Genomic DNA, 26,106 nt, shown 5'->3' with positions numbered 1-26,106 from the left:
GGCATGGATACGCAACATGCATATGATCACTGGGCCGCGCAATACGATACCAACAAAAACAGAACGCGGGACCTGGAAGCCGTGGCCCTGAGAAAGAAACTGTCTGCCCGCTCTTTTTCAGACTGCCTTGAAATAGGCTGCGGCACCGGCAAGAACACCATGTGGCTGGCGGAAAGGGCGCAGCGGGTAACGGCCGTAGATCTTTCTGAAGAAATGCTGCAAAAGGCAAAACAAAAAGTGACCGTACCCCATGTGCAGTTCATACAGGCAGACATTACACAGTCATGGCATTTTGCAACGGGATGGTATGACCTGGTGAGCTTCAGCCTGGTGCTGGAGCACATCCCCGACCTGAATGATATTTTCAGCAAGGCGGCCGCCGCATTGCAGCCCGGAGGCTACGTGTATATCGGCGAGCTGCATCCTTTCAAACAATACACTGGCACCAGGGCCCGCTTTGATACCGGAGAAGGCCGGCAGGTGCTGGAATGTTTCACGCATCACGTGTCTGACTTTACACAGTTGCCGTTGCAGTACGGGCTGGAACTGAAAGACGTAGATGAATTTTTTGATGCCGGCAACCGGGATGAAGTACCCCGCATTTTGTCTGTAGTGCTGCAGAAAACAATTGTAAACCAGTAATGTATGCCGGAGCGTGTTATTTCCTTGAAAAATTAATTTTTCGGTGTAATTTCGGGAAAAATATACGGTATGCATCACATTGAACACATGCAGTACATCAAGGCGCCTGCATCCATCGTGTATGAGGCGCTGACCACGGAGGAAGGGCTGGGCGCGGTATGGACCAATAAGCTGGTCGTAAAGCCGGAAGTGGGGTTTGTGAACGAATTTGATTTTAATGACAACTATGGCACCAGGATGGAGGTAAAGGAACTGCGGCCCGGCCGGCGCATTTTGTGGGAATGCCTGGGAGATGTAGACCCTGAATGGACGGGTACCGCCGTATCTTTTGACCTTCGGGAGCAGAACGGCGTTACCACGGTAGACATGAAGCACCTCAACTGGCAAGCGGTAACAGATGGTTTCCGCAGTTGCAACTACAATTGGGCCATGTTCCTCTTCAGCCTGAAAACGTATGTGGAAAATGGTAAAGGGATGAACTACCAGCAGCGGAAGTGGTAATGCCGCCAGTTACCACTTTGCGCTGCTGCCTTTTTTTTGTATGGCCCCCCAGATCTGCCGGAGGAATGTTAATTTCGGATACAATTTCCGCATATGGACATCGGCATTCTCCGCGCCCCGCTAGACAATATCAGCGGCCTCCGCACATTGTTCCTCCACGAATTGAACCAGCAGTTCATCTGCAATAAATGCCACCTCTACGGCTGGGCAGACACTTATCTTTTTACACTGAACGGTGAAGCCGCCGGTTATGGCGCTGTGTGGGGCACGGACCGGCGGCAGGACAGGGATGCCATCTTCGAGTTTTACCTGTTGCCGCCTTACCGCCGTTTGGCGGATGACATCTTCCTGCAGTTCCGCGCCGTTTGCGGCGCTATTTACATAGAAGTGCAAAGTAATGACGCGCTGCTGGCCTCCCTGCTGTACGCGCATGCCCGTAACATCCGCGCGGAAGCCATCCTGTTCCGGGACCAGGTTACCACCCAATTGCAAATGCCCGGCGCCGTGTTCAGGGAGGTAACGGCGGAAGACGCGGAGGCGGAAGACAATGAATACCTGCTGGAACATAACGGGCAGATAGTGGCCACCGGCGGGCTGATGCTGAATTACAACCACCCCTATGCGGACATTTACATGGCCGTCAAGGAAGCCCACCGCGGCCAGGGGTACGGCAGTTATATTGTACAGCAGTTGAAAAGCGAGGCCTACCGCCGGGGAAAGGTGCCGGCGGCCCGGTGCAACATCCGGAACAATATTTCCCTGCATACACTTGAAAAAGCAGGGCTGGCCGTTTGCGGCCACCGCCTGAAGGGCGATATAGGGTAGGAAATATTTTGTGTAACCAAATGGTTTCTCTTATATTTGTAACCAAACGGTTACTTAATATTAAATGCATCAACATGGAAACTGCACCATTCACTATTGAAAGAACGTTCAACGCGCCGGTGGAAAAGGTCTGGAAAGCCATTACAGACAAAGACCAGATGCGCGAATGGTATTTTGACCTGAAGGAGTTCAGGGCCGAGCCGGGGTTCGAGTTTGAATTTTACGGCGGCAGCGAGGAGGAGCAGTACCTGCACAAATGCAAGGTGCTGGTGGCGGATGTTAATAAAAAGCTGGCCTATAGCTGGGTGTACGAAGGGTACCAGGGCCATTCCGTGGTTACCTTTGAGCTGTTCCCGGAAGGGCAGCAAACCCGGCTGAAGCTCACACACGAGGGGCTGCATACCTTCCCCGCCAAAAAAGACTTTGCAAGAGAGAGCTTTGCGGCCGGCTGGACAGAGATCATTGGTACCTCCCTCAAGGCTTACCTGGAAAAGGCCTGAGCAGTTTTTTTCTTGTAATTCGGATTTTTTTTGTAATTATGTATTGTCATCCAGCGGTGTATGTTCGTGACTGACCGGGGATGACAATACTTTTTTAGAACAGCATATTGTTGTACCCCTTATTGAAAGACTGAGATCAGCAAACCCTGAAATTGAACCGTCAGTTTAGCAGCATAATCAGCAGCATGGCCCCGAAACAGGAGTGATCTTATTACCGGTTTTCCGTAATACCGGTGCGTGTTTGTAACAGTGCAGCCCCGAAGTTAAGTGCGTATTTTTTTATGCTGAATGTATAATTGTGGCTGGCCTTGAGAGAGGAGGCTGGTGTACTTATGTCGTAAAAAACATATTCATGGACTATTCGTTTGCCCCAGGAGGTACTCCGTTCGACGGTTTATTGAGAGCATTCTATACCCGCCGCGGAAACACCACGTTAATTGCCGCTACGGCCGCCCGCAATACCCTGCGGGAATTTATCAGCCACATAGATGGATCTGCCACCGTTACCAAGCCCATACAGGACATGCTGCTGGGCACGCATGCCAATGCGCAGGGCTACCTGGCGGCCACCATGTTCGACAACCAGATCGGGCGTACAGGCTATGAGGTGATGGAAGACGCCATTTCCGGCCGCCATACTTCCGATTCCACCACGCCTGATACCACGCTCACTTCCATCGCTATTCCCGATACGCTGATAGGTTACACCACCGGGCCCGTTGCCAACAACTTCCACATCAAGGGATGCAATGTTGGCAGGGCCACGGCTTTTTTGCAGAAAATGAAAGAGGCGCTGGGAGACCATGTGAACCTTACCGCGCCGCTGCATTTCTTCGGGTTATACCAGCATACCGCTTATGGTATATGGGAGTTCCTGGCCTACGAGTTCAAGCTGCTGAGCAAAACAGCTTTTGCCAACCGCGCCGCACTGGTAACGGCGTTTGACAACCTGGGCCTCACGTTTTACAATGGAGACCCCGTGCCGGTAGCGGATATTGAAACATGGGTGCCGCGCACTATTACGCGCGCGGCCACCACGCCGCTGAACCTGCCGCTGGGCATTTCCATCGGCAGCCGCACCACCATTGGAACGGAGCGCCAGTTCCGCTACCCCGGCCCGGAAGACTATACGTTCACCATCAATTTCCCCAATGCGTCACAAGTACCTTCCACTCCCGCGGACCGCATGACGGCGCTGGAGAACGGGCTGGACAGTTTCAAATACCGCCAGTCAGACACCGTGGGCGGTTTTGATCCCGCGCACCCTTACCCGGAATATGAACGCTGGGGGTACAGCAGCAAACAGGATTTCCTGGATGAGCACGACTGGCGTTTCGAGAAAAGCGGTTCCAGGCTCATCTGCCGCGGCCGCTTCCATGCCTACACGCTGCTGGTGCCCATTACAGACCGCGACCCCGCCAACCTGGGCAACATCATCTTCAATTTCCATCCCAATGCCGGCTCTCCACACGCCGCCATTACCACGGGGCTGGTGGAAACGGACACGAACTTTTTTGCAACGGTTTAAACGGTATCAATGGAAACAAAAGACACCCTGGTAGTGATGGCGGAAGAGCTGGGTAAGGCCATGCAGCCGCTGGTGAGCGCTTCCTCTTCTCCCGGCGCCCTGCGTGATTTTCTGGAAGAGCTGGGCTGGGACCTGGCCGCCGTACCCGCTTCCATCAACGCCCTGAAAGGGCCAGCGGAACTGGCTACACGCATGGGCGCGGAAAATGAAGGCGTGGCGGCAGGCGATGTGCAGCAGATGATCACCGCCATCAGGGCCGCGTTTGAAGCGCTGGGCAACCTCAGCAACGCGGGAGACCTGGCGGCGGCCATGAAGAACGAGCTGCCGGGGCAGTTGCTGGAATACCTGCTGGTGGAATACCTGTTAAAGAACCAGCCCTCCTTCGGGCAGTTGCTGAAAGTGGTAGGCATTATCAGGCTGGAGCAGATACCCGCGCAGGCCGGGCGTGTGGCATACCTGCGCCGTACGTTTGCCTTTGCGGACTTTGGCAGCCTTTTCTCCGATCCATTGGTCTTTTTCAAGAACGCTTTCAAATGGGGCCAGAGCGATTTCCGGGGAGAAGAATGGAGCGCCGCGCTGATGGAGCTGATCCGTTCCTGGGGCTTTAACGCGGATATGGAGACCATTTCGCCCAATGCGCTGGCCAAGCTGACAGAGAACAGTATCAACCCCGCCAATGACCATATTACGGCCTTAAAGACCTATTTCCTTAAATCAGACAACAACCCCGCAGACCTCAGCGCAGGCGCGGGCCTCTACCTGCTGCCGGAAACAGCGGCAGATAAGCCGGGCTTTGCCATCATGCCGTTCCTCAACGGCAAGCTGGAAGAGACCATTGTGATCACAGACAAACTGAGCCTTGCCATCAAAGCCGCGCTGGACCTCAGCGGCGGCGTAGGCATTATAGTACGGCCGGGAAAAGACATTACGGCGTTTGCCGGGTTGGACAGCGGTACGCCCGGCAGCATCAGCGGTACCATCAGCATGCTGTTTTCCGCCAACGGCGCGCGAGACCCGTTCATCCTCATCGGCAAGCGGGATGCCAGCCGCCTCGAAATAGGCGTGGTCACCGCGGAAGCGGGCACCCGTTTCCACAATCAGGGCAAGTTTGAAGTATTCACCGAGTTCGGCATCCAGCAGGGAAAGATTGTAGTAAAGGCAGACGGGGCAGACGGCTTCCTGGCGCAGCTGCTGCCGGGAGACGGCATTAACGTGAACTTTGACCTGGCCGTGGGTTTTTCTTCCACCAAAGGATTTTATTTTGGCGGCAGCGGCGGGCTGGAAATACAATTGCCCGCCCACATACAGCTAGGCCCCATCGAGATCAATGCCGCCATGATAGCGCTCAAGCCGAAAGACGGCGAGCTGCCGCTGGAGCTGGCGGCCACCATCAAGGGAGACCTGGGCGTGCTGAAAGCCACCGTAGAAAATATAGGCCTCAAGGCCATCTTCACTTTCCCGCAAGACGGCAAAGGCAACCTCGGCCCCGTTAACCTGGCCATGGGTTTCAGGCCGCCCAATGGCGTAGGCCTGGCGGTAGATGCCGGCGTTATCAAAGGCGGCGGCTACCTGTTCCTTGACTTTGACAAGGGCGAATACGCCGGTGCGCTGGAGCTGACCTTCAGCGAAGTGATCTCCCTGAAGGCCATCGGCATCATCAACACCAAAATGCCGGACGGCTCCGCCGGTTTCTCCCTGCTCATCATCATCACCGCGGAGTTCGGCACCGGCCTGCAACTCGGCTTCGGCTTCGTATTGCTCGGCGTGGGCGGCCTGCTGGGCCTCAACCGCACCATGAACCTGCAGGCACTGGCGGAAGGCATCCGCAGCGGGGGCATCAACAGCGTGATGTTCCCTTCCAATATTATTGAGAACGCGCCGCGCATCATCAGTGACCTGCGCGCGTTCTTCCCCATAGAAGAAGGCAAGTTCCTCATCGGCCCCATGGCCAAGCTGGGCTGGGGTACGCCCGCCCTCATCTCCGTGTCTATCGGCATCATCATAGAAATTCCCGGCAACATTGCCATTGTAGGCATCCTGAAAATTGCGCTGCCAACAGAAGAAGCGGCGCTCATACAATTACAGGTGAACTTCATTGGCGCTATAGAATTTGACAAGAGCCGCATGTGGTTCTTTGCCACGCTTTACGAATCAAGGGTGCTGTTCATGACCATTGAAGGCGGCATGGGCCTGCTGATAGCATGGGGCAATGATTCCAATTTTGTGGTCAGCATCGGCGGCTTCCACCCGGCGTTCAACCCGCCACCCCTGCCGTTCCCCAGTCCTGATAGGCTTTCTTTCAACATCGTGAACACGCCGGTGGCCAAAATACGGGTGCTGGGTTATTTTGCGGTCACCTCCAACACCGTGCAGTTTGGGGTGAAGGCGGAGCTGATGTTCGGGTTTGATGCCTGCAAGATCGAAGGCCATATTGCGTTTGACGCGCTGTTCCAGTTTTCGCCTTTCTACTTCATCATCCAGCTGTCTGCTTCCCTGTCTGTAAAAGTGTTTGGCATAGGGCTGTTCAGCGTAAGCGTACGCATGTCTCTCGAAGGGCCTACGCCTTACCGCGCCAAGGGCACCGGTACTATTTCCATCCTCTTCTTCGACTTTGATGTAGACTTTGATGAAACCTGGGGAGAAACCCGCAATACCTCGCTGCCGCCCATCGAGATCATGCCGCTGGTACGCGAGGAGTTCAACAAGCTGGCCAACTGGAAAGCGCAGTTGCCGGCCGGCAGCCACATACTGGTATCTCTCCGCAAAATAGACGAGACGGAAGAGCTGGTGCTGCACCCCATTGGCACGCTGCAGGTCAGCCAGCGGTACGTGCCGCTGGGCCTCACCATCAACAAGGTCGGCTCGCAGAAAGCTGCGGATGTGAAGAAACTGACGGTGTCTGAAGAACCATCCAGCGGTTTGAGCAAAACGGCAGACCTGCGGGAGAGCTTTGCCATGGCGCAGTTCCAGGATATGAAAAATGAAGAGAAACTCTCCCGCCCGTCTTTCCAGAAAGAACTGAGCGGCCTTGAGCTGTCAGGCGCCGGCGCGCAGGTGCGCACGGGCAGGGCGGTGCGCAGGGTAGTGCGGTACGAGCTGATCATTGTAGACAACAACTTCAGGCGTTTCATTCGCCGGTTCTTCTCCTTCTTCAGCTCCCTGCTCTTTACCCACTTCCTCAAACGTAATGCGGCCGCACGTTCCGTACTGTCTGCCAATACAAGGTCCAAGCTCAATCCGTATACAGATAAAGTGGTGGCCGGGCAGGCGGCGTACGCCGTGGCCAGCATGGCCAACAACAAGGCGTACGGGCCGGTCACTTCCTTTGCCAGCGAAGCCCTGGCCAGGGAATACATGAACGAGCAGATAGCGAAAGATCCCAACCTGAAAGAATCCTTGCAGGTGATTTCCCAACATGAATTAAACCCGGCAGCATGAGTTATACAATCGCCAATTATACCTTTCTTCCCTGGCTGCGGCAGGGCATCGCCAACAAGATCGTGGCTGCGGACAATGACGCCGGCGTGAAGGTGCGGGCCAAAATAAAGGTAGACTTCAAGCTGGATATTGAGAAGCCGGACGGCGGTGCCGCGTCTGAAGTGTTTTCGAAAGATGTGGAGCTGTACGGCCCCGGAGATATCATCGGTATAGACGCCAAAGTGGTGATCAAGCATGACCCCATGAACTGGATCACGGACTACGAACCGAACTATCTGCCGTACATCGAATTTTATGACGAAGGTTTTCCCTGGCGCTATACGCCCGCCGCGCCCGGGAATGACCGGCTGCGGCCCTGGCTGGCGCTGGTGGTGATCAAGGAAGGGGAGTTTGAGGAAGCAAAGAACATACAGGGCAAGCCGCTCTCTTACATCACGGTAAAGAACGCCGCCGCCAAATTTCCACCGGCAGACCAGCTGTGGGCCTGGGCGCATGTGCATGTGAGCGAAAGCCTGATGGACCAGCCGGAGAAGATCGTGGAGTCAGACACCGGAAAAATTGCCGCGGCCTTCCAGGCTGTGATGGACCGCAACCCTGACCTGGCCAGCTCCCGCCTCCTGTGCCCCATGCAACTGGATAACAACACCGCATACCATGCCTTTCTGATACCCACGTTCGAGACCGGCCGCCTGGCAGGGCTGGGGCTTGACCCCGCGGGCCCGGACATGCCCCACGCCACCTTTTCCGCCTGGGGCAATTACAACAACCGGCCGGAGCCGGAAAACTTCCCGGTATATTACCGCTGGTTTTTCCGCACGGGCGATGTGGGAGATTTCGAATACCTGGTGCGCCTCCTCAAACCGCAGCCTGTTGACAAAAGGGTGGGCCGCCGGGATATAGACGTGCAGTACCCCGGTAGTAACCTGCGGGGCATCACCGATCCCGAGCTGGACGGCGTGCTCAAACTGGGCGGGGCGCTGAAAGTGCCCTTTGCCACCATGACGTCGGAAGACCAGGCAGACGTGCTGAAGTATGACAACTGGGACCAGAACGGCTACCCGCAGCCTTTCCAGAAAGACCTGGCGGCGTTCATCAACCTGGCGGATGATTATTACGAAAAGAAACCGGAAGACGCCAACGCCGCCGCAGACCTCGACCCGGACATCAAAACAAATCCGGACCCGCTCATTACCCCGCCGCTCTACGGCCGCTGGCACGCGCTCACAGACCGCCTGCTCACCAACCGCAACGGCAGCAACATACCGCAGAACAAGAACTGGGTACACCAGCTCAACCTTGACCCGCGCTGGCGCGTTTCTGCCGGTTACGGTACAAAGGTGGTGCAGGAAAACCAGGAAGCCTATATGGAAGCCGCCTGGCAGCAGGTGGGTGACGTGCTGGAGGCCAACCGCAAATTACGTTACATGCATTTTGCGCGCCTCATTTCTAGCAGCTGGTACCGGCAACACCTGCAAAGCACCGTGCAGTTCTCCGCTGAAAAAGCGTTGCTGCTCACGGCGCCGGTGCAGCGCCGCGTGCTGGATGCGGCGGCTGGTGTTACCGTGCAGCACCAGGTAGACCAGAGCGTGATCACCCGTTCCCTGACCTCGCCGGTAATGCGCAAGGTGATACGCCCCGGCGGCAGGGCCATGAAAAAATCCGTGTTCACCGGTGAGGCGCGGCCAGACAACCTGGTAACCCGCGTGAACGACGGCCAGGTAGTGATAGCGCCGCCCAAAGTGGTGCCTGAAACATTGCCCACCGTAAACGAAGTGGCAGATGATATGATGCCTAAAAACATCCCGCCGTTTATACTGGACCTCATGCGCAAATGGCCCTGGCTCAAATGGGCGCTCATTATTGCCATCATCCTTCTCTTCCTCCTCATGCTGGCGGCCGGTTCACTGGGCCTTACGGCTTTGCTGGGCATTGTTACCGCCGGGCTGGCGCTGTTGCTGGCGTATATATTCAAGTGGAGCAAGGCCGTACAGTTTGCGGATGCTGTATCTGAAAACAATCAAACGCCGGATGCGGTAGACGATATGCCCAAAAGCCCGGACTTTGTGCTGAGCGAGCCGGGTGGCGGTGTTAAACCCACGGTGGGCGCAACAGACAGCGTGGAGGCCGTGAAGTTCAAGCTGGCATTGAAAGAATCGCTGGGCATGGTGCAAACCGCCAAAGAGCTGGGCGTGGTGTCGGTGCGGCCAAAGATCAATATGGCCGCCGCGGTAGATACTACCTTCAAGGCGCTTGATCCTAAACTGACCATTCCCAAACATGTGTTCAGCGGGCTGCACATCCCCGAACGCATCCGGCTGGCGCTGGTGGAAGATTTTGTGGAAGTGATGGAATACCCCAAAATAGACCTGCCCATGTATGAGCCGCTGAAGAAAATGAGCAAGGAGAACTTTTTGCCCAACCTCAACTTCATTGGCCAGAACACCATTTCACTGATGGAAACCAACCAGCGGTTCATTGAGTCCTACATGCTGGGCCTGAACCACGAGTTCTCCCGTGAGCTGCTCTGGCGGGAATACCCTACAGACCAGCGCGGCAGCTACTTCCGCCAGTTCTGGGATGTGGAAGGGTATTTTGATGACAAGAACAGAACGGAAGAGCAGCTGAAAGAAGACCTCAAAGACATACCGCCCATTCACCGCTGGTCTAAAAACTCCGGGTTGGGGGATCATGACAACCGGGAAGAGGCCGGGGACAAGGAGGAAGAAGTGGTGCTGGTGATACGGGGCGAGCTGCTGAAGAAATACCCCAACGCCGTGATCTACGCGCATAAGGCGGCCTGGGAAACAGATGACCAGGGCAACATCAACAACAAGGTAGAACGCAAGCTGGCGGAACTGGCGGAGAGCGAAAAAGAAAAGCCGCCGCGCAACAAGGTGAAATCTCCCTTGTATGAAGCGCGCGTGGAACCAGACCTCTACTTCTTTGGTTTTGACCTCACCGTTACAGAAGCGTTGGGCGGTACCGGAGAATCGCAGTCGGACATAGACAAGCCCGGCTGGTTCTTCTGCATCAAAGAGCGCCCGGGTGAGCCGCGCTATGGGCTGGATATTGACCAGGACGGTGAAACACCTGAAGTATGGAATGACCTGGCCTGGAACGATGTGATGCCGCCCAATTCCCCCGCCGGCGCTTTTATACCGGTGGGCAACGCCACCATTGAGCAAGACCTGAATGCCAACGGGCTGGAGGGAGACGATGTGGAAAAGCAGGAGCAGCGGAAAGATGACCTGCAGGTGTTCTGGAAGAAGAACATGAACGCGGCGGATGTGGCGTACATACTTTACCAGGTGCCGGTGCTCATGGCCGTACATGCTGGTGAAATGCTGCCCAAGCAACCTTAATATTCATCTTTAACTGAAAGACATGCCCAGTTTCAAAGAAACCATACAACAGCTTGAAGAGGCCCGCGGCAGCCAGTCTGCCAGTCAGGCCGGATTTTCGCAGAGCCGCGAGCGTCTGAACAGGATCAGGAAGCAAAGGGAAGCGCTGGAAAGAAAGGTGAATGACAACAGCGATGATTACGTAGCCGAGCTGAACAAGCTGAAGGCGGCGGAGAAAGAGGCCCTTGCAGCCTTCAACCAGCAAAAGGAGCAACTGGCCGGCGCCAGGGGGGCGAGCGCCGGGTTGTACAAAGATTTTATCAAACTGTCAGACCCGCGCCAGCAATTGCACAATCTGAACGATGCTCTTCCCCTGCTGCTGTTCCCGGTGCGGATAGAGACGCGTTTCAAGAAGGTAAGGGAAGATAACGCGGTGAAAGATGAGCTATGGATCAGGATCTACCCGGACGATGCGCTGGTAGATACCTTTGAAGAAACCCTTTCCGAAACGGAAGTGAAGAACGCCGTTTTCTACTGGCAGAAACAATGGGAGGCCGCGGGTAACGAAGACCAGGAGCGTGGCGCCTGGCGCACGCTGGTGAGCAACCATGGCTCCGGCCGCGCCTTTCACATACTGGAACAATACGTGCCGCAAAACCCCGCAGACGCGCCCGTGAAGGCAAAGGCGGAAGATGTGGTGCTGGTGGTAACGGCCGCCGGCCAGCCCGCGCAGCCGGAAAAAGATGCATTGGTGAAATACTGGCAGGAGGTGTGGCGGGTAATGGGTGATGCGGCAAAGGAACAGCAGGCCTGGAGCACGCTGGTAACAGATGCGGGCGGTGAGGCCAATGCGCAGGCCCTCCGTGAACAATATACGCCTTTCAACATGAGCGCGGTGCCGCCTGTTCCCAACACGAAGGCAGACGTGCAGGTATCCCTGGCGTTTTTGCAGCTACCCGCGCCGGAGAGCATTCCCACCAAAGCGCAGTCCTGGTCACAGGCGCCGTTCGTGAACATGCTGCCGGAACGTTTTGTGGTAACGGGCTACCAGGGCAGCGAAGTAGCTTTTGAGCAGTTGGGCAACCACATCCCTTCCCCGCTGTATGTAGCGCCAGATCCCGGCGCCAGCGAAGAGGAACAGTTTTCGCAAGATGAGAACGGGGAGATCATCATGCCGGAAGAGTTGCAGTGGATGGTAGATTTCAACGTGGCCGTGCAAAACGGGCTGGGGCTGAAAGTGCCTCTCTCTGCCACGCAGGCCGCCCGGGGCTTTACACGCATAGTAGTGCTGGGCGTGCGGCTAAGCGCGGATGAGTACAAGGCGAAAGAAATGGTAGAAACCCTGCTGGAACACCACCGCAGAAGCCGCAAGGGCATTGCCATTATCCCGCAGGGCACGCCTACCAACAACACGGAGTCAGACAGCGCCGGGCATCAAGGTCTTGATGACGCGGATGAGAGTTTTAACCTCCTCAAAAAGGGAAAACTGTTTGAACCTGCTGATAACTGGATAGATAAAAAAGACGGCCAGTGGCTGGCGGAAAGTTTGGGCATCAGCTACAATGCCGTCAACAAAATTTCCAACGCAGACCAGGCAGACACAGCAGAAGGCCGCATGATGAATACGGCCCTCTGGCCCGCTACCATGGGGTATATGATGGAAACGCTCATGCAGCCTGTGTTCAGTGATAACGATATTACCTTCACCCGCAACTTCTTCAACCATTTTGTATCAGGCCGCGGGCAGATACCCGCGCTGAAAATTGGTCGCCAGCCTTACGGCATCCTGCCCGCTACCGGTTTTGCCAATATCAAATGGCTCAGGCGTCAGCCGGATGCCACGCACCTGGATGTGGCAGCCGCCAACATCAATATGGCCGCAGGCGGCAGCTATCTGTTCAAACTCTACAACATTCTCAGGGAAACAGACAAGGAATGGCAAACGCTGGTCAGCAAAGTATCTCATGTTGGCAAAGCGGGAGGAGACGGCCACCAGGTATTGCTGGACGCGCTGGGCCTCAACCCCGCCTCTGTAGAATACTACCAGCGCACCGCGGAAAGCAAGCAGGATATTTTTAACCGCTTCAACCTGATGGGGCTGGGCGGCGCCCTGCTGGCGCTGTTCCTGACTGGTGGGTACGTGAAAAGCGGCATGGACCTGCTGCAGAAATTCGGGTATGCGGAAACCGAGGTGCCGGAAATACTGGAGAAGTTTTTCTTCCAGAGCCAGAACCAGTTGAAAGGCCCCCTCATTGATGACAGGCCCCTTTCCGAATCGGCCCTCATCCGCCACTACACCACAGACAACAACAACTATATACAATGGCTGATCAATGCCGTCAACACATCGCACGATGCTTTGCGCAAACAGCAGGGTTTTATTGACGGTAAAATACCCAACGCCCTGTTGTACCTCATGCTGCACCATGCGCTGGACCTGAGTTATGTGGAGGTCAGCCTGCGCCTCTACCAGAAGGCCGCCCTGCTCACCAGCGAGCAGGTGAGGGCCGCCAAAATAGAGCCCGCCTTCCTGCACATTGCCCAGCAGCAGAAAACAAGCGAGAGCCGCTGGAATTACCTCTACTCCCGGCAGGCCGCCATTACCGGCAACGCAGACCAGTACATTGGTGATTACATTCCCAAGATCATCAAAACCGAAGTGGCCAGCCAGTACATGAAAGAACAACTGGAGGCGCTCGAAAAACTGAAGGACTTGCCCACGGCGCGGCTGGAAAGGATATTTGCGGAACATATAGATTGCTGCTCTTACCGGCTGGATGCCTGGCAGTCAGGCATACTGCACTACCAGCTGTCCCTGATGCGGCAGCGGGTGAGTGATAACGAAGAAGATTTTAGACAAGGCATCTACATCGGGGCCTTTGGCTGGGTGGAAGAAGTGAAGTCTGAAAATAAAGTGCTTACCCCCGTGCAACTGGAAGCCCCGGAACTGAAAAAGATGTTCATAGACGGGCAGCCCATTCCGCTGGAGCGAGACAACACCAATGGCGGCTACATCACCGCGCCCTCACTGGACCATGCGGTGGCGGCTTCTGTGCTCCGCAACGCGTACACGGCTAACAAGAATCCCGAGTCGCTGCGCGTCAACCTTTCCTCTGAAAGGGTGCGCAAGGCCCTTTCCATGATAGAAGGCATCCGCGGCGGCCAGTCTATGGGCGCGCTGCTGGGGTATTACCTGGAACGTGGCTTGCATGAAGGGTATCCCGGCGTGGAGCTGGATTATTTTATCTACCAGCTGCGCAAGGCATTTCCGCTTGTCATCAACAAGGTAAAAGATACAAAGCTGAATGACGGTGAGGGAGACGAAGTGGAAGCCATAGAGGCCCGCAACGTGATAGACGGGCTGGCACTGGTGAACCATGTTACGCAGACCGGCAACACCGCGTACCCCTTCGGCAAAACATTGCCGCCGCTGGAGAACGCCGCGCAGGGTACGGCCATCACCAAAGAAGTGGTCAAGATCATGGACATCAACGATGCCGTGGGAGACCTGGCCATTTCGGAAAGCGTGTACCAGGCGGTGCTGGCTAACTACGAGCGCTCCAACGCCACGCTGGATACGTTCAGTGATGCCAACTTCCCGCCCATACCGGAAGTGGTGCAAACCCCACGCAGCGGCATCAACCTGACACATCGCGTAGGCCTGCACTTCAGGCCCGGCTTGCCTTCCAACCCCGCCCATACGCCCCGCGCAAAAGCGGAGCCGGCTATGAACGAGTGGCTGCAAACAGTAACGCCCGCCCCGGCGGATGTTGTTTGTTTTGTGAGCTACGGCGCCGTGGCAGACGAGGAAGTGTCTGCCGCCACACTGGGTTTGCAGCCGCTTGACCTGCTCTACATGATCAATACGGACAGCGATCAGGCCCTCCGGGAAATTGATGACCGGTTGCTGAAATACGTGATGGATAAAGGCGGCGTGCGGCCGGATGTTGCCATCAGCATCAACTACATGAAACAGGCAGCCGGCAAGTACAGCTTCTTTGAGCTGGCGCCACTGTTCAACAGCCTGCGCGCCCTGCTGCTGCGTTCCCGCCCCCTTACGCCCAATGATGTGAGCATAGCCATTGATGCCAGGGCGGGAGAAGACAACGCAGTGTTCGCAGACAATAACCTGGCCCGCCTGCAGGCCGCGCGCAATGAATTGCAGCAGCAGCTGGACAATGACCTCACGCCCTATGTGACTTCCGTAGAACCGCTGATGGCGGCAGACCTTTCCCTGCCCGCCAACGTGGCCGCCGTGATCAACGCGCTGGACGCATCTTTTATACAACCCGCCCTGCCCGTTTTTTCGGCACTGGCCAAAGCCGGTCTCACGGAAGCGGGTTATGGCTTTATCTACACGCGGCGTAAGGAAGTATTCCTTCAGCTGCTCAACAAAACCGCAGCGCTCACCACCAAGTGGGACGGCAAACTGGCGGCATTTGATGCCCTGCTGGTAGATTACGCGGCCCTGCCCGGTACAGCAACAGATGAAGAAAGAATGCGTTTCCTGCAGGATGCCGAGCTGCAGCTGTCTACCATTGTGCGCACCACGCTGCCCGCTACACCGGCAGATTACCTGAATGCGCTGCAAACCGCGGTGCGCCCGGCTTTTGAGGCCCGGTTAAACGACCTCAAATCGGTACAGGCTACCGCCGCCTCCACTTTGCTGGCCCTCCTCAATGAAGTAAAAGCCAAACTCCCCATTGATCAGTTTGATGCGGAAGCATTTGAGCTGGCTGATGTGGAAAACCAGTTCATTGTACTGGCCGGAGAAATACTGGCCGCCGCCAAAGCGCTGGCAGCCGGGCTCACTAAACGCATTGCCGCCGCAGATGCCCTGCTGGCCGAAGTGCCCGCTGTTACGGACAACAAAAAGAAAGTAAAACTGGTAGCGGATGTGGCCATACAGCTGTTCCACGAAGATTTTAAAATAGTGCCTGAATTTGGCATTACCGCCGCTGCCGGTGCGGAATGGAACAATGCGGTAGCTGCTAAAGGGCAATTGCTAGGTTATCTGACTACGCCCGGCGCGGACGGCGGCATATTGTCAGAGTTCCCGGAAGATGACTGGCTGTACGGCATTGCCCGCGTGCGGGAAAAACTGCATCACTGGGAAAACATGGTGCTGCTGAGCCCGGCCTTCGGGAAAACCGCTCCCGAGCTGCATCCCGTCCAGTTGCCCTACCAGGCTGATGATAGCTGGCTGGCGCTGGAGTACCCGGCAGACTATAGCATTGATACAGACCGCCTGTTATACACCGCCCACTATTCCACGCCCTTTGACCGCAACGCGCGGCAATGCGGCCTGCTGCTGGATGAATGGACAGAAATAATTCCTTCCAAAGATGAAACGGCGGGGGTGGCCTTCCATTACGACCGGCCGAATGCGGAGCCGCCACAGGCCATTCTGCTGGCCCTGCCCACGGAATTTACCGGGCAATGGCAGTGGGATGATCTGCTGAACACGGTGAACGAAACATTGAACGCAGCCAAAAAACGCGCAGTAGAGCCTGCGCAGGCAGATACAACCAGCTATGCCCGGTTCCTGCCGGCCATTGTGTCTTCCATGACGGTATACCCGCTGTCTGTTTCGCTTAACCTTGCTTTCAATAACAACATTCACGAGATCTTATTAAACCAGGGGCAATGAACAAATACGTAGCCATCGAGAACATCACCACAGAGCTGACCGCCAAAAGCCTGGTGGGCATCACTATGTGGAACCGGCTGGAAGCGCGCCCGCGCACTAATAATTTTGACCGTGCGCTGAAGGCCGAAGTGAGAGACGCGCTCTGGATGCTCAGCAAACAATGGCAGATGGGGGAGTTCCTGGGAGATGATGCCGGATCGCCCGTGTTCTCGCGCATGTACATGGCCAAAACGAAGCTCACCAAATATGTGCCCGGCAGTCACGGTGTGGAAGTGTTTGATGAAAGTGTGCCGCTGGAAGCGAAAGTGGAAAAACGCGCCATCCCCTTCACCATTGGCACGGCTGCCGTATCGCTCAATATGCGTTTGCTGATGGGCCGCCACTGGCTGAAAATGATACAAGGCATGGGCAATGCGGTAGCTGATGCATACATCGCGCAGTACAGCATTACGCTGCCGGATGCAGACAAAAAAGAAGATGCGCACATCACCGCTCACAAGGAGGCGTGGCAGCAGTTCAACGCCGTAGCCGGCCGCTGCATGGACGGCGGCGCGCTGTATGCCCATCTTAAAACGCCGGGAGGCAAAGCGGCTGACAGTATAGCCGTTTTAACGCCTGCCCAGGCCGCCGAGGCGGATGCCAAAGGGGAACGTTTCACCGCATGGTTCGAGAAACTGTTTTACCAGCCCGGCGCTACGGAAAACGATGCGTGGAAACCGCAGCAGCTGGAATACCAGTTTGCCTGCTCCGCGCCCGTGGAGGGACAGGAAAAGGTGATGACGGCGGATGAATACTACCAGGGCCACCTGGACTGGTACAATCTTGATATAGACCCCGCCCGCCAGCACCTGCCAGACACCGGCACGCCGCCGCCCTCGGGCATTGAGGACCCGCTGAAACTCAGCTTTATTCCCGTGCCCGTCAACTTTGACGGCATGCCCAATACCCGCTGGTGGACGTTTGAAGACGGCCGCACCAACTTCGGCAATATCAAGCCCAGCACCCGGGACATCGGCAAACTGCTTTTTATTGAATTTGCATTGCTGTATGCGAACGACTGGTTCCTGGTGCCCGTTACCCTGCCCGCTGGCAGCGTTGCCACCGTAAAAGGGCTGTCTGTTACCAACGTTTTCGGGGAGCGGCTGTGGGTAGAGCCTGCTGGCAAGGGGCTGGATGATGCCTGGAACAAATGGAGCATGTTCACGCTCAACACCAAAGGCAACATGGGCGAGCAAACAGATACCGGCCTGCTGGTGCTGCCCACCGTTTCAAAGATACAGGAAGGCAAACCGCTGGAAGAAATTCACCTCATCCGCGATGAAATGGCCAACATGGTATGGGGCATTGAAAGCACTATACCGCTGGCCACCGGTAATGGCAAGCACGGCAGCGAGGCCGCGCGTGAGCTGAAGGCCCGCTACCAGCAGATACTGGACAAGCAGATAGGCAACGGTACCGTTATCCCGCCGGCGCCGCCGGAGTACAAGGCAGACCTGCGGTACGAAGTGATGAACACGGTGCCTGAAAACTGGATACCCTTCATTCCCGCCCGCATGGAAAACAGCATCCGCGCCATCAGGCTGCAACGGGCCGCCATGCCGCGCATCCTCAACGGCAATCCCGACAAGCCGGAGAAAACCGAGCCGCGCACCTCGCTGCTCCGCGAAGGCCTGGACGCTACGCCCGCCGCTACTTACTTTGTGAATGAAGAAGAAGTAACGAGGGCTGGTACCTTTGTTATGGAATCATACCAGCGTACCCGGTGGTACAACGGCAAGGTGGTAACGTGGCTGGGCATACGAAAACAGACCGGCAGGGGAGAAGGCGCCAGCCACCTGGCATTTGACCAGGCGGTGAACGTGAAGAAGTAATACTTTCAATACTGACATTTTCCCGGTATATTTGTTATACTAATCAAGGAAAATGAAACTGAGGCAAATACCTCCGCCAGATACATTGAAAAACCATATCCGGTACTTCTGGGTGTTCGAAGGAGCGGGAGAGGCAATCCCCACCGGCTCTTTCAAAGCCATTGCAGACGGCTGCCCCGGCCTCATCTTCCAGCATCCGGACAAAGGCGTGATGTACCAGAACAGCAAGCGCCTGCCCCCCGCGTTCGTCTACGGCACAGCCTCGCGTTATGCGGAGATCAGTCTTGAAGGGACTTTCAATACTATTGGCATCTTCTTCTTTCCCCAGGCCCTTCCCGCCGTATTTGGCATCAACGCCGGCGAACTGACAGACACCTGTATGGACCTTGAGCTGATTGCCCGGCGGCAACAATACCCTTTGGTGGAACAACTGGCTGAAGCCCCTTCTTCCCAACACCGCATCGCCATCCTCAGCGATTTTTTATACCTGCTGCTGCAGCAGAACAACTGTTTTGAGAGCAGCGCTATACAGCATGCGGTTAATTTTATTGTACAGGCCAAAGGCAGCGTGTCCCTGAAGGAGTTGCAGGAGCAGCTGCAATTGTCTGAGAGAAGTTTTGAGAGGAAGTTCAAACAATATGTGGGCGTTACTCCCAAGCTGTTTGCCCGTATCAACCGCTTCCAGGCCTCCCTTCACCAGCTGCGGCAAAACGATTTTCTGAAACTGTCCGATGTTGCCTACCTGAACGATTATGCGGACCAGTCGCACTTTATCCGCTCCTTCCGCGAGTTTGCCGGTCTTTCCCCCAACCAGTACCAGAAGAAGGCGGTAGAGCTGGTGGAGAATTTTTCCGGCCTGCGGTAACTGCTGCCGGATTTATTCTATTTTGACATATGCTCCCGCCATAGTTTTGCTGTTATTGACCATTTAAACGATGCTATATGTTCAACAACATTGTTCTTGCAGTTACAGCCATCACCACGGCCCTGATGGCGGGCCTTTTTTACGCCTATTCATTCTCGGTAAGCCCCGGGCTGGGGCGGCTGGCCGATGCGGAATACATCCGCGCCATGCAGCATATTAACCGGGCCATTCTCAATCCTGTTTTTTTCCTTGGTTTTATGGGTACGCTGTTGTTGTTGCCGCTGAGTACCTACCTGCAATATTCGCAGCCCGTAACGGTACGTTTCTGGTGCCTGCTGGCGGCCACCCTAGTGTATGCCATCGGCGTGTTCGGGGTAACAATGGCAGTGAATGTGCCGCTGAATGAAGCGCTGAATACATTCAACACACAATCTGCTTCATTGTCTGAAATAGCGGCGCACCGCGCGGGCTTTGAAGCAAGATGGAACAGTTTTAACAACGTGCGTACGTTTTGCGCGGTAGCGGCTATGGCGTTGGTGGCGGTGGGGTGTATTTACAGGGAGTAAAAGAGCCGTCTCAAAAGTAATTTTTACCGGATCTTATTCGGGCGCCTGATGGAGAGATTTTTCGTTTACATGATTCTCAAGCCCGTCAAATTACTTTTGAGACGGTCCCCGTTTTTTACACTGCTTTCATATAGTCCTCCAGCCTCAACGGCTTCCTGCCCAGCAAGTGCTCCAGCGCGCCGTCTACATGTTCAAACTCGCCTTCTTTCACGCTTTCCGCCATGCTGAGGTAAAAGTCTACCGCCACCGGCGGCATTTCCAGTTTTATCAGCTCCTCTCTGAACGCGCCGGCGGGAATGTCTGTATAAGCGGCCGGCAGCCCTTTGATGTTTTGCAGCAGGGCGGCAATGTCCTGGAAGGAGTAGGCATGGCTGCCGGTGATGTCATACACCGCGTTTACATGGCCTTTGGGCGCGGCCAGTACGTTGGCCAGTGCCTCCGCAATGTCTGTACGGGCTACAAAGCTCACGCGGCCGTTGCCGGCGGGGTAATAGATCTGCCCGTTTTCCATGGCGGCGCCAATGAACAGCGGAATGGTTTCCATGTACATGCTGTCCCGCAAAAAAGTGTAGGCGAAGCCGCCGTCGCGGATGGCCTTTTCTGTTTGCACGTTGGTTTGCGCGCCATGAAAAATGGGCTGCTCGGCCAGGTTGACGGAACTGGTGTAGACGATGTGTTGTACACCTGCTGCCCTGGCCGCTTCTACCACGTTTTTTTCCTGCTGCGTGGCATGCGCGCCATAGCTGGCGGAAGATATCTGCAGCAGTTTTTCCACGCCGGCAAAAGCCGCCCGCAGTGATGCGGCATCGTCATAATCCGCCACGCGTACCTGTATGCCGCTAACATCTTTCATCTTGTCCGCGTCACGCACCACGGCAATGATGTTGCCGGGGGTGATTTGCTGCATTAAAAAACGGAGGGTGGCTTTGCCGAGGTGGCCGCTGGCGCCTGTGATTGCGATTGTCATAGTTCTTTTTTTGACAAAAGTAGGAGCGGGGTTACAAGGAAAATAGAACAAAACCGGCAGCAACCCGGTCAGGGGAGTGCGCAAAAGGCTTCCGGGAAAGTACCGCCGCACGCCGCCGCATATGCCTTTGTCGCAAACAGCATGTTGCGGGTGGTATTTACATGCGGCCGGAATGCAGTGCCATGCCGCTTTTTGTTAAGTGCTCGTTAATCGGGGTGTTTTCCGCTACGTTAACTGGAAAAATTGCAGCGTTCACCAAAACGCGCTTGACGGCATGGCGGTTTCGGTATACTTTTACATCGGTTTTTCATAGGATATGGTTAAAAATATTGAAGGGCGGTATTCTTACCGCCTTTATTTTTTTACCTTGTGAGACCATATCCCCCCACTTACGTTATGGAAAACATGCTGATCCAATACATCCGTTCTATTGTACAGGTGCCGCCGGCGGAAGCGGAAAAATTACTGGATATCGGAAAGCCCGTCACCATCCGCAGAGGCGATTATTTTCTGCAGGAAGGGCAGGTGCCCCGCAAGTTCGCTTTTGTAGGTAAAGGGTTGTTCCGTTATCTGTACATAGATGCGGAAGGCAGGGAATATACCAGGAATTTTATGCCGGAGCAGAGCTTTATTTCAGCCTATTCCGCCATGATACGGCAGAAACCTTCCCGTGTGTTCATTGAAGCGCTGGAGAACAGCGAGATACTGGAAATGGACTACAGCCGCTGGCAGGAAGTAAGGAAAGGCCATTCCTGCTGGGACCGGTTCCTGATCGCTATGCTGGAGAGCGCTTTTTCCACCAGGGAAAGCCGGGAGCGGGATCTGCTGCTGGCAGACGCGGGAGAACGGTACAACATCTTTAGGGCAGACTTCCCCGGGCTGGAGAAACGGGTATCGCAACAGCTGATCGCTTCTTACCTCGGCATATCTCCGGCCTCCCTGAGCCGCCTGCGCAAAGGCAGCCTCAGGTAGACTTGCGTACTACCAGTTCCGTTTTCAATACTTTAATGATGGATTTCCAGTCTGCCACCTCCCGGCTGATCTGGTCTATCAGCAATTGCGCGGCGGTACGCCCGATGTCCCGCACGGGCTGTGATACGGTGGTGAGCGGCGGGTCTATCAGGCCGGATACAAAATCGTTGCTGAACCCTACTACGGCAATATCTTCCGGCACCCGCAGCCCTCTTCTCCGGATCACCTGAATGGTCTCTATGGCGGTGGGGTCGTTTACAGCAAAAATGGCGTCTGGCCGGTTTTCCAGGTTCAGCAGGTGATTCACGTATATTTTTACCTTGTCTATATTCAGGTCATAGGAGATCATCAGTTCTTCATCCAGCGGTACGTTGTGCTTGCGCAGGGCGGCCTTGTAGCCGTTGAGCCTTTTTTCGCTGATCTTTAGAGAGGCCGGGCCCGCCAGGTGGGCAATCCGCTTGCGGCCGGACTCTACCAGGTAACTCACGGCGCGGAAAGAACCGTCATAATCGTCTACGATCACCTTCGGCACGTCCATTTCATCACATACACGGTTAAAAAATACGATGGGAATGCCTTTGCGCTGGAAGATCTTCAGGTGGTCATAGTTGCGCGTTTCCCGGGTAATAGATACCAGTATGCCGTCTACCTGGTTGGCCAGCATCACTTTCGTATTGGCTACTTCCGTTTCGTAACTTTCGTCAGACTGGCAGATCACCGTGGTGTAACCCGCCTTGCTGGCCACTTCCTGCGCGCCAATGATGGCGGTGGGGAAGTAGGAGCTTTTGAACTCCGGCACAATAATGCCGATGGTATTCGTTTTTTTGGTAATGAGGCTGATGGCCAGCATGTTCCGTTGATAATCCAGCTTCTCCGCCAGCTCCAGCACGGCCTGCCGGGTTTCCGGCTTCACGCTCTTATGCCCGGTCAGCGCCCGGGATACGGTAGATTTGGAGAGGTTCAGCTCTTTCGCAATGTCAATAATGGTTACCTGGTGCCTTTTCATACCGCTAAGAAACGAATTATTTGCAATTGGTGGGAACATTCCCGCAAATTGGGAATGTTCCCATGCTGTCATGTGTCATTTTTTTGTTCGGGTTATAGTTGTTAGTTGCCATCTTTGGTTATCAACTAAATTCACACGTATGAAAAAGCTGTTGCTCACCATCGGCTTACCGGTGCCTGTTTATGCCACGTTTACTTTAGTTTCCGGTATTACTGCACTACACGCATAGTTTATCTTTAAAACAAGTTGCTTGTTATGAATGTCAAGATTTTTTCAATGTTGCTATTGTGTATTGCGCTGATCCGAACCGCCTATGCACAAACGCCGGCTGCTTCCCCCGGCCAGTCCCGTACCGTTACCGGGAAGATCACCGATATGGAAGGGGAACCGCTTCCCGGTGTTACTATTCTTTTAAAAAGCGGCCAGGCGCAGGCCATGACCAACGATGCGGGGGTATATACCATCCGTATCCCGCAGGGGCCGGACGCTGTGCTGGTATTTTCATTTGTGGGCTTCCACACCAAAGAAGTAAAGCTGGCGCCCACCGCCACCGTGTACAACACCAAAATGGAGCCTTCCATTAAAGGCCTGAACGACGTGGTGGTGATCGGTTACGGTACCGTAAAGCGGAGAGACCTGACCGGCTCTGTGGGCGAAGTGAAAGTGGAAGACCTGCAGAAAGCGCCCGTGGCCAGCTTTGAACAGGCCCTGGCCGGCAGGGTGGCCGGGGTACAGGTAACCGCGGCAGACGGGCAGCCCGGGGAAGGCATGAAAATAGCCATCCGGGGCAACAACTCGGTTACGCAGGATAACTCCCCGCTGTACGTGATAGACGGCTTCCCGATGGAAAGCCCGGACAACAACATCATCAACCCGGCGGATATTGCCTCCATAGAAGTACTGAAAGATGCTTCCGCCACCGCTATCTACGGTGCGCGCGGCGCCAACGGGGTGATCATGATCACCACCAAGCAGGGCAAGATAGGCGCGCCCGTAGTGAACTACCAGATGTGGGTAGGCATGGACCAGAACATCCGCCAGCAGGAAATGATGGACCCTTACGAGTTCGTGAAGTACCAGCTGGAACTGAATCCCGGGCTGTACGGGCCTATCTACCTGAAAAACGGTAAAAAGCTGGAAGATTATAAGAACGATAAAGGGATCAACTGGCAAGACCAGGTGTTCCGCAACGGCTTTGGCCAAAGCCACAACCTCTCCGTACGCGGAGGGAGTGACAAAACGCGGTACTCGCTGTCCGGCTCCGTTTTTTCGCAAGACGGTATTATTATCAACAGCGGCTTCCGCCGTTACCAGGGCCGCGCGTCTATAGACCAGACCATCAGCAGCAAGGTAAAAGCCGGTTTCAATGCCAACTATACCGGTACCAAAACCTTCGGCACCTTTGCCAACAGCACCAGCAGCGGCCAGGCTTCCGGCCCCACTTCCAGCCTGATGTACAGCGTATGGGGCTTCAGACCGGTAACGGGAGATTCTCTCAGCGACCTGTCTATGATAGACGAGCCGTTTGACCCGAATATTGACCCAGGGGCGGAATGGCGCATCAACCCTATCATATCCACTAAGAACGAATACAATCCATCCTTCAACAATACTGTTATTGCCAACGCTTACGCGGAGTTCAAACCGCTGAAGTATTTCACGCTGCGCATTACCGGCGGCCTCACCAAGATCAACTGGCGGCGTGAACTGTTCAACAACTCCAACACGCGTATGGGCAACCCGCGGAGCAGCAACCTCGGCGTAAACGGTTTGGTAGACAACCGGGAAACCACCAACCTGCTGAACGAGAACACGCTTAGCTACATCCGCACCATCAATAAAAAACACAGCATCAACGCCGTGGCCGGTGTTACCATGCAGAAAATATCCATGTACCGCCACGGCTTTACATCTACCCAGGTGCCCAATGAAGCGCTGGGCATGAGCGGGCTGGATGAAGGTACCATTGCCACCGCACCCAACGAGAAATCAAGCAGTGCGCTGATGTCTTTCCTGGGCCGTGTAAACTATGGGTATGATTCAAGGTACCTGTTCACCGTGTCTTTCCGGGCAGACGGCTCCTCCAAGTTCGCCAATGGCAACAAGTGGGCCAGCTTCCCGTCCGGCGCCTTTGCATGGCGGCTGATAGAAGAGCCTTTTATGAAGAACATCAACTGGCTGTCTGACGCCAAGCTGCGCGCAGGGTATGGCCTCACGGGCAACAACCGCGTGCTTGACTTTGCCTACCTCTCTTCCATGCAAATGTTCGTGTATTCCGGTTACTCTTACGGCAACAACCAGGAAGCGGGCATTATTCCCAACAACCTGGGTAACCAGAAACTGAAATGGGAAACTACAGAGCAGATAGACCTCGGGCTGGACGTAGGTTTCCTCAAAAACCGCATTGCGTTCACCGCGGACTACTATAAAAAGAACACGCGAGACCTGTTGCTGCTGGCTACGCTACCCGCTTCTACCGGTTACCTCAACGGCTTCCGCAACGTGGGCCGTGTGTCTAACGAAGGGGTGGAGCTGACCCTTAATACGCAGAACATCACCGGGAAAAAATTCACATGGTCTTCCAGCTTCAACATTTCATTCAACCGCAACAAAGTGCTGCAGCTGAATGAAGGGGAGCCCAGCATGGCTACGCGCATTACCTGGGGCAACTTCAACAACGCGTTCCCCTACATTGCCATTCCCGGCCAGCCCATTGCGCAGTTTTACGGCTTTTTGTTTGACGGGGTGTACCAGTACAGCGATTTCAATAAATTGCCTAACGGCTCCTATGTGCTGAAAGATGAAGTGCCCAACAACACCATGCCGCGCGCCAATATCACGCCGGGGCATATCAAATACAAGGATATCAACGGAGACGGGCAGGTAGACAACAACGACCTCACCATCATCGGTGATCCGAACCCGATTCACGTTGGCGGGTTTTCCAACAACTTCACCTACGGCGGGTTTGACCTGAACGTGTTTTTCCAGTGGAGCTATGGCAACGACCTGCTGAACGCCAACCGCATCGAGTTCGAGAACGGTGACGTACAGCGTAACTTCCTGAACATGTTCAAGTCTTTCGAGAACCGCTGGACGCCTGAGAACCAGACCAACGCCCTTTACCGCGTAGGCGGCCAGGGCCCGCAGGTATACTCTTCCCGCACCATAGAAGACGGTTCCTACCTCCGCCTCAAAACCGTGGCGCTGGGTTATTCGCTGCCGGCGGCCATGCTGCGCAGGGCGAACATCAAAACGCTGCGTGTGTACGCGGCGGCGCAGAACTTGCTCACATGGACCAACTATACCGGTCTTGACCCGGAAGTATCCGTACGGCACACCGCCCTCACACCGGGCTTCGACTGGTCTGCCTATCCCAAGTCGCGCACGCTCACCCTGGGACTGGACATTACTTTTTAATGCTTAAAAACTGT

Annotated in this window: 15 protein-coding genes; 13 read left to right on the top strand and 2 right to left on the bottom strand. The window is 55.2% G+C overall.

Going from position 1 to position 26,106, the window contains the following annotated elements:
- Positions 1-3 precede the first annotated feature (3 nt).
- The 11 genes from D3A97_RS17450 to D3A97_RS17400 all read left to right on the top strand — a co-directional run bounded on the left by D3A97_RS17450 (position 4) and on the right by D3A97_RS17400 (position 19,727).
- On the top strand, positions 4-642 hold the full coding sequence (locus D3A97_RS17450) for a class I SAM-dependent methyltransferase (RefSeq protein WP_119079812.1): 639 nt from the start codon (positions 4-6) through the stop codon (positions 640-642).
- A gap of 69 nt (positions 643-711) precedes the next feature.
- Complete coding sequence (locus D3A97_RS17445) at positions 712-1,143, top strand: SRPBCC family protein (RefSeq protein WP_119079811.1); 432 nt, start codon at positions 712-714, stop codon at positions 1,141-1,143.
- A 93-nt stretch (positions 1,144-1,236) separates the two neighbouring features.
- Positions 1,237-1,968, top strand: a complete 732-nt coding sequence (locus D3A97_RS17440; protein ID WP_119079810.1) for a GNAT family N-acetyltransferase — start codon at positions 1,237-1,239, stop codon at positions 1,966-1,968.
- A gap of 74 nt (positions 1,969-2,042) precedes the next feature.
- Complete coding sequence (locus D3A97_RS17435) at positions 2,043-2,468, top strand: SRPBCC family protein (protein ID WP_119080159.1); 426 nt, start codon at positions 2,043-2,045, stop codon at positions 2,466-2,468.
- 352 nt (positions 2,469-2,820) lie between these two features.
- Positions 2,821-3,996 carry a hypothetical protein gene (locus D3A97_RS17430; RefSeq protein ID WP_157986604.1) on the top strand — a complete coding sequence of 392 codons (1,176 nt, stop codon included), beginning with the start codon at positions 2,821-2,823 and terminating at the stop codon, positions 3,994-3,996.
- Between the two features lie 9 nt (positions 3,997-4,005).
- Positions 4,006-7,434, top strand: coding sequence for a DUF6603 domain-containing protein (locus tag D3A97_RS17425; RefSeq protein ID WP_119079808.1), 3,429 nt, complete (start codon positions 4,006-4,008; stop codon positions 7,432-7,434).
- Entirely contained in the window at positions 7,431-10,796 is a 3,366-nt protein-coding gene (locus D3A97_RS17420) for a hypothetical protein (RefSeq protein ID WP_119079807.1), read from the top strand. Before D3A97_RS17425 ends, D3A97_RS17420 begins: the two co-directional genes overlap by 4 nt.
- A gap of 22 nt (positions 10,797-10,818) precedes the next feature.
- Positions 10,819-16,425: a hypothetical protein gene (locus D3A97_RS17415; protein ID WP_119079806.1), complete on the top strand. Its 5,607-nt coding sequence runs from the start codon at positions 10,819-10,821 to the stop codon at positions 16,423-16,425.
- Positions 16,422-18,296, top strand: a complete 1,875-nt coding sequence (locus tag D3A97_RS17410) for a hypothetical protein (RefSeq protein WP_119079805.1) — start codon at positions 16,422-16,424, stop codon at positions 18,294-18,296. Before D3A97_RS17415 ends, D3A97_RS17410 begins: the two co-directional genes overlap by 4 nt.
- Positions 18,297-18,348: 52 nt before the next feature.
- Positions 18,349-19,161, top strand: coding sequence for a DUF6597 domain-containing transcriptional factor (locus D3A97_RS17405; protein WP_119079804.1), 813 nt, complete (start codon positions 18,349-18,351; stop codon positions 19,159-19,161).
- A 77-nt stretch (positions 19,162-19,238) separates the two neighbouring features.
- Positions 19,239-19,727: an anthrone oxygenase family protein gene (locus D3A97_RS17400; RefSeq protein ID WP_119079803.1), complete on the top strand. Its 489-nt coding sequence runs from the start codon at positions 19,239-19,241 to the stop codon at positions 19,725-19,727.
- A 115-nt stretch (positions 19,728-19,842) separates the two neighbouring features.
- Here D3A97_RS17400 and D3A97_RS17395 read toward each other — a convergent pair whose 3' ends face one another.
- Positions 19,843-20,694 carry an SDR family oxidoreductase gene (locus D3A97_RS17395; protein ID WP_119079802.1) on the bottom strand — a complete coding sequence of 284 codons (852 nt, stop codon included), beginning with the start codon at positions 20,692-20,694 and terminating at the stop codon, positions 19,843-19,845.
- A 369-nt stretch (positions 20,695-21,063) separates the two neighbouring features.
- Here D3A97_RS17395 and D3A97_RS17390 point away from each other — a divergent pair, with 369 nt between their 5' ends.
- Positions 21,064-21,666 (top strand): Crp/Fnr family transcriptional regulator, encoded by a 603-nt coding sequence (locus tag D3A97_RS17390; RefSeq protein ID WP_198674047.1) that lies wholly within the window; start codon positions 21,064-21,066, stop codon positions 21,664-21,666.
- On the opposite strand, the gene D3A97_RS17385 is transcribed toward D3A97_RS17390, so the two are convergent.
- Positions 21,659-22,672 carry a LacI family DNA-binding transcriptional regulator gene (locus D3A97_RS17385; RefSeq protein ID WP_119079800.1) on the bottom strand — a complete coding sequence of 338 codons (1,014 nt, stop codon included), beginning with the start codon at positions 22,670-22,672 and terminating at the stop codon, positions 21,659-21,661. The genes D3A97_RS17390 and D3A97_RS17385 overlap by 8 nt on opposite strands.
- Positions 22,673-22,948: 276 nt before the next feature.
- Between D3A97_RS17385 and D3A97_RS17380 the strand changes: the two genes are divergently transcribed.
- Positions 22,949-26,092: a SusC/RagA family TonB-linked outer membrane protein gene (locus D3A97_RS17380; protein WP_232826004.1), complete on the top strand. Its 3,144-nt coding sequence runs from the start codon at positions 22,949-22,951 to the stop codon at positions 26,090-26,092.
- Positions 26,093-26,106 lie beyond the last annotated feature (14 nt).

Source organism: Chitinophaga alhagiae, from assembly GCF_003568665.1.
Lineage (GTDB): Bacteria > Bacteroidota > Bacteroidia > Chitinophagales > Chitinophagaceae > Chitinophaga > Chitinophaga alhagiae.
Note: the sequence above shows the minus strand (reverse complement) of the source record. Positions and strands in the feature narration are given on the sequence as shown.